This is a genomic window from Agrobacterium larrymoorei (assembly GCF_013322225.1).
Lineage (GTDB): Bacteria > Pseudomonadota > Alphaproteobacteria > Rhizobiales > Rhizobiaceae > Agrobacterium > Agrobacterium larrymoorei_A.
The window spans coordinates 1-11723 of the sequence record NZ_JAAMFB010000002.1 but is presented as its reverse complement, the minus strand read 5'-3'; the positions used below and the strand labels follow the sequence as shown (position 1 = coordinate 11723).

The window sequence follows — 11723 nt, the reverse complement described above, 5'->3', positions numbered from 1 at the left end:
CTCTTCTGGTTCGTCTATTATAAACGGCACTAAGAACTGCACCACCCATCAAACGCCATGTGACCGAATTTGTGGCAGAGGAACCTTATATTGCCAGCTTTTGAGGGAAACCTTGCAATTCGGCAATGATGGGTCTATATGACCATTCAAATTCTTGATCGTCTGATGAAGAGTGGGGCCCACAAGGCTCCGCTCTTTTTCGTTAGGCGTGTTCTTAAAAAACTGAGCGAATGCTCCGCTTGAGCAACACCGGAAGAACAATATGGCAGAAGCCGAACCCAGACTGATAACCGAAACAGGCATTGACCAGCGGATCGCCGAAATCATCGAGCCGGTGTTGACCGATATGGGTTTCGTGCTTGTCAGAGTTCGACTTTCCAGCCAGAATGGCTCGACATTGCAGATCATGGCCGAACGCGAGGACGGCACCATGACCGTTCAAGACTGTGAAGCGGTCTCGATGGCGATCTCCCCGGTGCTCGATGTGGAAGATCCGGTCGAAAAAGCGTATCATCTGGAAGTCTCGTCGCCCGGCATCGATCGTCCCATGGTGCGCAAGTCCGATTTCGCGCGCTGGCAGGGACATCTCGTGAAGGTCGAGACGTCCATTCTGGTGGACAATCGCAAGCGTTTTCGCGGCAAGATCGCGGAAGTCGAGGCGGATGGCTTCAAGCTCGAGCGTGACCAGATCGGCTATGGCGAAGAGCCGGTCGTGACGATCCCGTTCAATACGCTTTCGGATGCGAAGCTGATTTTGACGGATGATCTTATTCGTGACGCTCTGCGGGCAGACAAGCAGGCCAAGGCCGCTGCTGCGAACCAGAACGAAGAAGCAGACGAAGACTAATTCGAATTAGAGACGCCCCACGGGGCTGTACCCACGCAAACATGCGACTTATGGAGACAGAAAAATGGCAGTGAGTGCTAACCGGCTTGAGCTTCTGCAGATCGCCGATGCTGTGGCGCGCGAAAAGGTCATCGACCGCGAGATCGTGCTTGCCGCAATGGCCGATGCTATCCAGAAGGCCGCCCGCTCGCGTTATGGTTCCGAAACAAACATTCGCGCCGACATCAACTCCAAGACCGGCGAAATTCGCCTTCAGCGTCTTCTGGAAGTGGTGGATGTGGCCGAAGATTACGGCACGCAAATTCCTCTTGAGCTGGCGCGCGACCGCAACGTCGATGCCAAGATCGGCGACTTCATTGCCGACCCGCTGCCGCCGATGGATTTTGGTCGTATCGCTGCGCAGTCCGCCAAGCAGGTCATCGTGCAGAAGGTTCGTGAAGCCGAGCGTGACCGTCAGTATGACGAGTTCAAGGATCGCATCGGCGAAATCATCAACGGCACGGTCAAGCGCGTCGAATATGGCAACGTCATCGTGGACCTCGGTCGTGGCGAAGGCATCATCCGTCGTGACGAGATGATTCCACGTGAAAACCTGCGTTACGGCGACCGCGTTCGCGCCTATGTCTATGACGTTCGTCGTGAACAGCGCGGCCCGCAGATTTTCCTCTCGCGTACCCATCCGCAGTTCATGGTCAAGCTCTTCACCATGGAAGTGCCGGAAATCTACGACGGCATCATTCAAATCAAGTCGGTTGCCCGTGATCCGGGTTCGCGCGCCAAGATCGCCGTGATTTCGAACGACTCGTCCATCGATCCGGTCGGCGCCTGCGTCGGTATGCGCGGTTCGCGCGTTCAGGCCGTTGTCGGTGAGCTTCAGGGCGAAAAGATCGACATCATTCCGTGGAGCCAGGAGCCTGCAAGCTTCATCGTCAACGCACTTCAGCCAGCGGAAGTGGCTAAGGTCGTTCTGGATGAAGAATCCGAACGTATCGAAGTGGTGGTGCCGGACGAACAGTTGTCGCTTGCCATCGGTCGTCGCGGTCAGAACGTGCGTCTTGCTTCGCAGCTGACCGGCTGGGACATCGACATCATGACGGAGCAGGAAGAATCCGAGCGTCGTCAGAAGGAATTCAACGAGCGTACCAACCTGTTCATGGATGCGCTGGACGTTGACGAGATGGTCGGTCAGGTTCTGGCATCCGAGGGCTTCGCACAGGTTGAGGAACTCGCCTATGTCGAGCTGGACGAAATCTCGTCTATCGACGGCTTCGATGAAGATACCGCTGTCGAAATCCAGACGCGCGCCAAGGAATATCTCGACCGCGTCGAAGCGGAAATGGATGCCAAGCGCCGCGAACTCGGCGTTGCCGACGAACTGCGTCAGATCGACGGTCTGACGTCGCAGATGATGGTCGCCCTTGGTGAAGACGGCATCAAGTCGGTTGAAGACTTCGCAGGCTGTGCGGCAGACGACCTCGTTGGCTGGACAGAGCGTAAGGATGGCGAGACGAAGAAGTTCGACGGTATCTTCTCCAAGCTCGACGTATCGCGCGTTGAAGCCGAAAACATGGTCCTCCGGGCTCGTCTTCTGGCCGGCTGGATTACCGAAGAAGAACTGGCAGAACAGCAGGCAATTGAAGATGCGGACACGACCGAGGAGGCGGATACCGCTGTTCAGGAATGATTTCGCAGGCGCATGAGCCCGAGGTCGAATCCGATGAGGATTTGGCAGAAGGCAACGCCAACGGGCGTATGTGCATTGTGACACGGCAGAGCGGATCGCCGGATGAGCTGATCCGCTTCGTCGCAGGCCCGGACGGCTCTGTCGTTCCGGACCTGAAACGCCAATTGCCGGGGCGCGGCTGCTGGGTAACACCAGAGCGCGCCGTGGTCGAAAAGGCAATCGCAAAGAAGCTCTTTGCGCGCGCCTTGAAAAGGGATGCCAAGGCAGGACCTGATCTTCTCGAGATTCTGGACCGGCTGATGGTGCAGCAGGTGACAGGAATGATGAACATGGCGCGCAAGGCGGGTCAGTTCGTCAGCGGCGCGATGAAGGTTGACGCGGCTGTCCGGTCTGGACAGGCGCTGGCCGTCTTCCACGCCACCGATGCCGCAGCCGATGGCGTCCGCAAACTGGATCAGGCCCGTAAGGCCTGGGTGCTCGGTACGGGCGCCGATAAGGAAATACCGTCCTTCAAGCTCTTTACCGGAGCGGAAATGGACGAACTGATGGGCCAGAATGCTTTTATCCATGCCTGCGCGCTTGCGGGACAGGCGGGTGAGGGTGTAGTGAAGCGCGCAAAGATGCTTGAGCTGTATCGCCACGGCGAGAAAACTGAAGCGGAAGTTGGCGCTGCCCGGACGGAAACACAATGACGCGGTTATCGGACAACACCGGCCGCCGCGTTCGGATGCAGCTATTGAAAGACAGGGCTTGATGGTGTCATCCGGCTCTCGTCTGAAGGAACGGGAACGGAATGACCGATAACAACGACGACAAGACACTCAACGCACAGCCTAAGAAGACCCTTACCCTCAAGCCGGGCGGGTTGAATCAGGGCACTGTGCGTCAGGATATGGGTCGTGGTCGCACCAACGCAGTTGTCGTGGAGACACGCAAGCGACGCCCCATACGTCCTGAAGACGAGAAGCACGTGGCGCCAGCGCCTGTTGTTGCACAGCAGCCCCGACCGGCAGCACCCGCTGCTGCTCCAGCCGCGCCGCGTCCGCAGCAGCCTGCTCCCCGCCTTCATCAGCAGAACAATAATCAGCAGCGTTCGCAGCCATCTTCGCAGCAGCGTCAGCCAGAGCGCCCACGCGGTGCCGTTCTGCATGACCTTTCTGCCGGTGAAATGGATGCTCGCCGCCGCGCATTGGCTGAAGCTCAGGCTCGCGATATCGTAGAGGCCAAGCAGCGCGCCGAAGATGAGGCCCGCCGCAAGGTCGAAGAAGAACAGCGGATCGCAGCCGAGAAGGAAGAGGCAGCACGTCGCGCCGCCGAAGAAGCTGCGGCAGCAAAAGCTGCAAGCGAAGCGCCTGCCAAGGCGGAAGCGCAGCCAGCGGAACGCCCGGCAACGACCACCTCCGCGCAGCCAGTTCGCCGTGATGTACGCCCGCAGTCGCCGCGTCCGTCTCCTGCAGCAGCCGCTCCTCCGGCTCCAGACATGCCGGGGCGTGGCGTTCCGGGCGTTCGCCGTACCGATAAGGATGACGATGATGATCGCGGTGCACGCCGCACAGGCGCGCCTGTTCGTGGCAAGGTCGCAGCACCTGCGCCTGCCAAGCCTGCTGCCCGTCTGAAGACGGAAGAGGAACGCCGCCGTGGCAAACTGACGGTCACATCGAACCTCGATGAGGATGGTACGCAGCGCGGCCGTTCGCTCGCTTCAATGCGTCGCCGCCAGGAGAAATTCCGCCGCAGCCAGATGCAGGAAACGCGTGAAAAGGTTATGCGTGAAGTCATCCTGCCGGAAACCATCACCATTCAGGAACTGTCCCAGCGCATGTCAGAACGTGCGGTGGACGTCATCAAGTACCTGATGAAGGAAGGCCAGATGATGAAGCCGGGTGACGTCATCGACGCCGACCTTGCCGAACTCATCGCAACCGAGTTTGGTCACACGGTCAAACGCGTTTCTGAATCGGACGTCGAAGAGGGCATCTTCAACGTTGCCGACGATGCTGGTGAAATGCAGTCGCGTCCTCCTGTCGTCACCATCATGGGTCACGTCGACCACGGCAAGACTTCGCTTCTCGACGCCATCCGTCAGGCAAACGTGGTTGCGGGTGAAGCCGGCGGCATTACCCAGCATATCGGTGCCTATCAGGTCGAGCAGAATGGCCAGAAGATAACCTTCATCGATACTCCAGGCCACGCCGCCTTCACGGCCATGCGTGCCCGCGGTGCGCAGGCTACCGACATCGCCATTCTGGTGGTTGCGGCTGACGACAGCGTGATGCCGCAGACGATTGAATCGATCAACCACGCCAAGGCCGCCAACGTGCCGATCATCGTGGCGATCAACAAGATCGACAAGCATGAAGCCAACCCTGAAAAGGTTCGCCAGCAGCTGCTCCAGCACGAAGTCTTCGTGGAATCCATGGGCGGTGAAGTTCTGGACGTGGAAGTCTCTGCCAAGAAGCAGCAGGGTCTCGACAAGCTGCTGGAAGCAATCCTGCTGCAGGCCGAAATCCTTGACCTCAAGGCAGATCCAAGCCGTACGGCGGAAGGCACGGTCATCGAAGCCGAGCTCGACCGTGGTCGCGGTGCAGTCGCTACCGTTCTCGTTCAGAAGGGTACGCTGAAGCCGGGTCAGATCATCGTTGCTGGCGACCAGTGGGGTCGTGTTCGCGCCCTGGTCAACGACAAGGGCGACCACGTCAAGGAAGCGGGCCCAGCCATGCCGGTCGAAATCCTCGGCCTGTCAGGTACGCCGTCTGCCGGTGACCGTTTCGCGGTTGTCGAAAGCGAAAGCCGTGCGCGTGAAATTTCCGAATATCGTCAGCGTCTTGCCCGCGACAAGGCCGTTGCCCGCCAGACCGGCCAGCGCGGTTCGCTCGAGCAGATGATGAGCCAGCTACAGACCTCCGGCATGAAGGAGTTCCCGCTGGTCATCAAGGCGGACGTGCAAGGTTCCGTCGAAGCGATCATCGCATCACTCGAAAAGCTCGGCACAGACGAAGTGCGCGCACGCATCGTCCATTCGGGCGCAGGCGCCATCACGGAATCGGATATTTCTCTTGCAGAAGCATCCAACGCCGCGATCATCGGCTTCAACGTCCGTGCAAACGCACAGGCCCGCACGGCGTCTGAACGCGGTGGTATCGAAATCCGCTACTACAACATCATCTACGATCTGGTGGATGACGTGAAGGCGGCGATGTCCGGTCTTCTGTCTCCGGAACGTCGCGAAACCTTCCTCGGCAATGCCGAAATTCTCGAAGTCTTCAACATCACCAAGGTCGGTAAGGTTGCCGGTTGCCGTGTCGTCGAAGGCAAGGTGGAACGTGGTGCAGGTGTTCGTCTGGTTCGCGACAATGTCGTCATCCACGAAGGCAAGCTCAAGACGCTCAAGCGCTTCAAGGACGAAGTCAACGAAGTACCGGTCGGTCAGGAATGCGGTATGGCATTCGAGAATTACGAAGATATCCGCGCAGGCGACACCATCGAGTGCTTCCGCGTGGAACACATCACGCGTACGCTCTAAGCGTCTGGCCATCGAGACTAAACTGTCGGGCGCCGGCTTCACCGGCGCTCGCTTTGTTTGAGGCAAAGATAAAATGGTAAAAGCAACATCATCAGCGCCCTCCCAACGCATGCTGCGCGTCGGTGAACAGGTGCGCGCCGCAATCACGCAGATCCTTCAGCGCGGTGAAGTGCGCGACGAACTGATCGAAAAGACGATCATTTCCATTTCAGAAGTCCGCATGTCGCCTGATCTGAAGATCGCTACCGCCTATGTGACGCCACTCGGCGTCGCAGATCACACCGATACGATCGCCGCACTCAACCGTCACGCCAAATACCTGCGCGGCAGGCTGGGTCCGCATTTGCAGCAGTTCAAATATGTGCCGGAACTGCGTTTTCGCGACGACACCAGCTTTGACAATTACAAGAAAATCGATGCGCTGCTGCGCTCTCCAGAAGTGCAGCGCGACCTCGGACCTTCCAACGAAAAAGACGACGAACAGAATTGAAGCATGTCCAAACCACGCAAACAGCAGCATCGTAAGCCCAAGGGCCGTCCAATTTCTGGCTGGCTCATTCTCGACAAACCGTTCGATTTCGGTTCAACGGAAGCCGTTTCCAAGATCAAGTGGCTGTTCAATGCGCAGAAGGCTGGTCATGCCGGTACGCTCGATCCACTGGCTTCCGGTATGCTACCGATAGCCTTGGGCGATGCGACGAAGACCGTTCCCTATGTCATGGATGGCCGCAAAATCTATGAATTCGCGGTAAGTTGGGGCGAAGAGCGCACAACCGACGACATGGAAGGCGATGTTGTTCATTCTTCGGATAATCGCCCGACCGAACAGGCGATACGCGATCTTCTCGGGAAATACACCGGCACGATCCAGCAGATCCCACCTCAGTTTTCAGCCATCAAGATCGCAGGCGAGCGCGCTTATGATCTGGCGCGCGAAGGCGAAACGGTAGAAATCCCTGCCCGCGAAGTGGAAGTGCATCGCCTGACGCTTCTGGCCTGTCCAGATGAAAACACCGCACATTTCGAAGTGGAATGCGGCAAAGGCACCTATGTTCGGGCACTTGCGCGTGACATGGGTCGCGATCTGGGTTGCTATGGATTTATCTCCGAGCTGCGCCGCTCCATGGTTGCTCCATTTGCGGAAGACGTCATGGTGCCGCTCGAGAAGCTGACGGAACTGGAAACCATCGAGGACAGGGACGAGCGGCTCGCCGCACTCGATGCCTATCTCATCGACACATCGGAAGCATTATCTTCGCTCCCGCACCTGATCATCAATGACGACCAGGCACACCGTCTCAAAATGGGCAATCCTATTTTGCTGCGCGGTCGCGACGCACCGACGCAGGAAGCCGAAGCCTATGCTACGGCGCGCGGGAAGCTGATCGCGATTGGCGAGATTGGCGAAGGCGAATTCCGGCCGAAGCGGGTCTTCGGTTAAGCTTGCAAAATGGGCGATGGCAATCGCCCCTTTCTTTTGCAGCCCAATTGGTTTATAGGCAGCGCCAGCTATGGCATTGCCTGCGCTATTCATGGCCTTCGCTGGACGACATCCCGGCGCATGGCGTCCGATTTTCCTTAAAATAGAAAGGATCACACGATGTCGATCACTGCAGAGCGCAAAGCCGCCCTCATCAAGGAATACGCAACCGTCGAAGGCGACACCGGTTCTCCGGAAGTACAGGTCGCAATTCTGACCGAGCGGATCAATAACCTGACCGAACACTTCAAGGGTCACAAGAAGGACAACCACTCCCGTCGTGGCCTTCTGACCATGGTTTCCAGCCGCCGTTCGCTTCTTGACTACCTCAAGAAGAAGGACGAAGGCCGTTACACCAAGCTGATCACCAGCCTCGGCGTGCGTCGCTAATAAATTTCCGGCGGGATTCGATTGCGAATTCTCGCCGGTTTTTCTTTCGGCATCAAACTAGAGATGTCGGTAATGATAGCCTGTTCAGGCTCTGTAAGACTGGATGGACCGGATGGGCCGGCACCGTCTGAAACAACCGATGACCTGTCATGGGGCAGGATTGCCGGATGCTTTTGCAGCGCAGCAAGCGTTGCCGTATTCTGAAAAGAATATGACCTAAAGCGCCCTGCTGTCTTGCCCGTGATACGTTGCAGCCCGCTGGTTTTTCCCAATGAAAAGCCACGGCTACATTTGAGGACAAGATATGTTCAATCAACACTCCGTGGAAATCGAATGGGCAGGCCGCCCGCTAAAGCTGGAAACGGGCAAGGTCGCTCGCCAGGCTGATGGCGCCGTCATCGCTACCTACGGCGAGACGATGGTTCTTGCGACCGTCGTTTCCGCAAAGTCTCCGAAGCCCGGACAGGACTTCTTCCCGCTGACGGTCAACTATCAGGAAAAGACCTACGCAGCCGGTAAGATCCCCGGTGGCTACTTCAAGCGCGAAGGCCGTCCGAGCGAAAACGAAACCCTTGTTTCGCGCCTGATCGACCGCCCGATCCGCCCGCTTTTCCCTGAAGGTTACAAGAACGACACGCAGGTCGTCGTCACCGTCATTCAGCACGATCTGGAAAACAACCCTGACGTTCTGTCGATGGTTGCCGCTTCCGCAGCACTGACGCTTTCGGGTGTTCCCTTCATGGGCCCAGTCGGCGGCGCACGCGTCGGTTACATCAACGGCGAATATGTTTTGAACCCGCATCTTGATGAGATGGACGAGTCTGTTCTCGACCTCGTCGTTGCCGGTACGCAGGACGCCGTTCTGATGGTTGAGTCCGAAGCCAAGGAACTCAATGAAGAGATCATGCTCGGCGCCGTCATGTTCGGTCACCGTGGCTTCCAGCCGGTCATCGACGCGATCATCAAGCTCGCTGAAGTTGCCGCCAAGGAACCACGCGAATTCGAGCCGGAAGATTTCTCCGCTCTCGAAACCGAAATGCTCGGCCTTGCCGAAGCAGAACTGCGCGATGCCTACAAGATCACCGAAAAGGCTGCCCGCTACAACGCCGTCGACGCTGTAAAGGCGAAGGTGAAGGCCCACTTCCTGCCGGAAGAAGGTGAAGCCAAGTACACTGCCGAAGAAATCGGCGCGACCTTCAAGCACCTTCAGGCGAAGATTGTTCGCTGGAACATTCTCGACACCAAGAGCCGTATCGATGGTCGCGACCTCTCCACGGTACGCCCGATCGTTTCTGAAGTCGGCCTTCTACCACGCACACATGGTTCGGCGCTCTTCACGCGCGGCGAAACTCAGGCCATCGTTGTTGCCACGCTTGGCACCGGCGAAGACGAGCAGTATGTCGACAGCCTGACCGGCATGTACAAGGAACGCTTCCTGCTGCATTACAACTTCCCTCCCTACTCGGTTGGTGAAACAGGCCGCATGGGCTCCCCGGGCCGTCGTGAAATCGGCCACGGCAAGCTAGCATGGCGCGCAATCCGCCCGATGCTGCCAACGCCTGAGCAGTTCCCTTACACGCTGCGCGTCGTATCGGAAATCACCGAGTCCAACGGTTCGTCCTCCATGGCAACTGTTTGCGGCACCTCGCTCGCTCTGATGGATGCAGGCGTTCCTCTGGCAAAGCCGGTTGCCGGTATCGCCATGGGCCTGATCCTAGAAGGTGACCGTTTTGCGGTTCTCTCCGACATCCTCGGTGACGAAGATCACCTCGGCGACATGGACTTCAAGGTCGCCGGTACGGCAGACGGCATCACTTCGCTGCAGATGGACATCAAGATCGCCGGTATCACCGAAGAGATCATGAAGGTTGCTCTGGAGCAGGCAAAGGGCGGTCGCACACATATCCTCGTCGAGATGTCCAATGCGATTTCCGAAGGCCGTTCGCAGCTCGGCGAATTCGCTCCTCGCATCGAAGTCATGAACATCCCGGTCGACAAGATCCGTGAAGTCATCGGCTCCGGCGGTAAGGTCATCCGCGAAATCGTCGAAAAGACCGGCGCGAAGATCAACATCGAAGACGACGGCACCGTCAAGATCGCTTCCTCTTCCGGCAAGGAAATCGAAGCGGCCCGCAAGTGGATTCACTCCATCGTTGCCGAGCCTGAAGTCGGCGTGATCTACGAAGGCACGGTCGTCAAGACCGCTGATTTCGGCGCATTCGTCAACTTCTTCGGCGCGCGTGACGGCCTCGTTCACATCTCGCAGCTGGCATCCGACCGCGTTGCCAAGACCTCCGACGTTGTCAAGGAAGGCGACAAGGTTTGGGTCAAGCTGATGGGCTTCGATGAGCGCGGCAAGGTTCGCCTTTCCATGAAGGTTGTCGACCAGACAACCGGCAAGGAAATTGTTGCTGAAAAGAAGAGCGAAGGCGACGCTGCTGCCGAATAAGGCAGTACCGCTTTCTCATATCGAGGCGCGGGTTCTGCCCGCGCCTTTTTTCTATTTGTTCTAACGCATTATCCGGACGCAAAACCGCTTCACACTTTTGCTGGAAATGCTCTTAAGGATGCTCCTATGAGCCGAGACGCTATCAAAACCCTGTTCCATCCCTTCGCTGCCGACATGCTGGAAGCGCCGAAAGCTGGCGAGCGCGTGTTGTTTCTGGGCGCAGAGGCAGGCGCGCCCCGGCTGGAAGGCCTGGGCGCTGAAATCGTCGCGGTTCAGAACCTGCGCCCGCTCTACCGAGCCCTTCAGGCTTCGGGTGCCGAGGTTACGCCTGAGATTTCTGGCGAGGACTACGATGCAGCTTTTGTTCTTTGCGGCAAGCACCGTGGTGAAAACGAGAACCGGATGGCAGAAGCCTTGAAGCGCGTGAAGACGGGTGGCCTCGTCGTCGCGGCCGGTTCGAAAGAAGACGGAATCGTCACCCTGCGCAAGACGCTCGCGAAACTCGGCATCGAGGCTGAGTCTACACCGAAGTATCATGGTGTCGCTTTGTGGTTCGGAAAGCCGGAGGATGCTTCTGTGGCCATTTCAAAGCTTGAGCAGAAGCCCGTCACCATTGAAAACCGCTTCACGGCCATGCCCGGCATGTTCTCGCATGACCGGATAGATGATGGATCGGAATTGCTGGTCTCCCGCCTGCCAACGGATTTCGATGGCAACGCCGCCGATTTCGGGGCTGGCTGGGGATATCTCTCTGTCATGCTGGCAGAAAAGTCACCTCGCACGGCCCGCATCGATCTTTTTGAAGCCGATTGGAATGCGCTGGAAATCGCGAAAACCAATCTGCTGGAAAACTGCCCTCGCCTGACGGCTCGCTTCTTCTGGCAGGATCTCGTTGCCGAGCCACCGAAGGAAAAATACGATCTCATCATCATGAATCCCCCGTTCCACGCGGGTGGTCAGGCAGCTGAGCCTGCTCTGGGTCAGGCGATGATCAAGACGGCTGCGGGCGCACTTCGCAGCGGCGGCAAGTTGCTGATGGTGGCCAATCGTGGCCTGCCCTATGAGCCCGTTTTAGCCTCCGAGTTCCGCAAGAGCGAGGAAGTGTGCCGCAATGCCCGCTTCAAGATTTTGAGCGCTCAGAAGTAATCCTGAAAAAGATTAGGTGTTTGATCCCGGACTTTGATGGTGCATTATTTTCCCAAGCTTGGAGGGATGCACTATGGGACAAATTCTGCACGGCAGCGCCACGACGACGGAGGCAATCCGTCGAGCAATACAAAATAGTCAAGAGAGCCTGAGGGCTCTGTCAAAGCGCTACGGGATCAATCAGAAGACTGTGGCCAAGTGGCG

At 57.8% G+C, this 11723-nt stretch carries 9 protein-coding genes and 1 pseudogene; all 10 read left to right on the top strand.

Translation table 11 applies throughout. The features are described from left to right. The first annotated feature begins 262 nt into the window (after positions 1 to 262). Positions 263 to 847, top strand: a complete 585-nt coding sequence (rimP, locus tag G6L28_RS00115) for a ribosome maturation factor RimP (protein WP_174061756.1) — start codon at positions 263 to 265, stop codon at positions 845 to 847. A gap of 64 nt (positions 848 to 911) precedes the next feature. Then, positions 912 to 2531 carry a transcription termination factor NusA gene (gene nusA / locus G6L28_RS00110; RefSeq protein WP_174061755.1) on the top strand — a complete coding sequence of 540 codons (1620 nt, stop codon included), beginning with the start codon at positions 912 to 914 and terminating at the stop codon, positions 2529 to 2531. Beyond that, on the top strand, positions 2528 to 3223 hold the full coding sequence (locus G6L28_RS00105; RefSeq protein WP_174061754.1) for an RNA-binding protein: 696 nt from the start codon (positions 2528 to 2530) through the stop codon (positions 3221 to 3223). Before nusA ends, G6L28_RS00105 begins: the two co-directional genes overlap by 4 nt. Before the next feature lie 101 nt (positions 3224 to 3324). Next, entirely contained in the window at positions 3325 to 6054 is a 2730-nt protein-coding gene (gene infB, locus G6L28_RS00100; protein ID WP_174061753.1) for a translation initiation factor IF-2, read from the top strand. Between the two features lie 73 nt (positions 6055 to 6127). After that, complete coding sequence (gene rbfA, locus G6L28_RS00095; protein WP_174061752.1) at positions 6128 to 6544, top strand: 30S ribosome-binding factor RbfA; 417 nt, start codon at positions 6128 to 6130, stop codon at positions 6542 to 6544. 3 nt (positions 6545 to 6547) lie between these two features. Next, the gene (gene truB / locus G6L28_RS00090; protein ID WP_174061751.1) at positions 6548 to 7495 is read left to right on the top strand and encodes a tRNA pseudouridine(55) synthase TruB; all 948 of its coding nucleotides are present in this window, start codon (positions 6548 to 6550) and stop codon (positions 7493 to 7495) included. 159 nt (positions 7496 to 7654) lie between these two features. Further along, a complete protein-coding gene (gene rpsO / locus G6L28_RS00085) occupies positions 7655 to 7924 on the top strand; it encodes a 30S ribosomal protein S15 (protein ID WP_113087282.1) in 270 nt (89 codons plus the stop codon). A 304-nt stretch (positions 7925 to 8228) separates the two neighbouring features. Then, complete coding sequence (gene pnp / locus G6L28_RS00080; RefSeq protein WP_174061750.1) at positions 8229 to 10373, top strand: polyribonucleotide nucleotidyltransferase; 2145 nt, start codon at positions 8229 to 8231, stop codon at positions 10371 to 10373. Between the two features lie 126 nt (positions 10374 to 10499). Next, positions 10500 to 11519, top strand: a complete 1020-nt coding sequence (locus G6L28_RS00075; RefSeq protein ID WP_174061749.1) for a class I SAM-dependent methyltransferase — start codon at positions 10500 to 10502, stop codon at positions 11517 to 11519. Positions 11520 to 11592: 73 nt separating this feature from the next. Continuing rightward, positions 11593 to 11723 (top strand): annotated as a pseudogene (locus G6L28_RS00070) (IS481 family transposase); the annotation flags it as partial.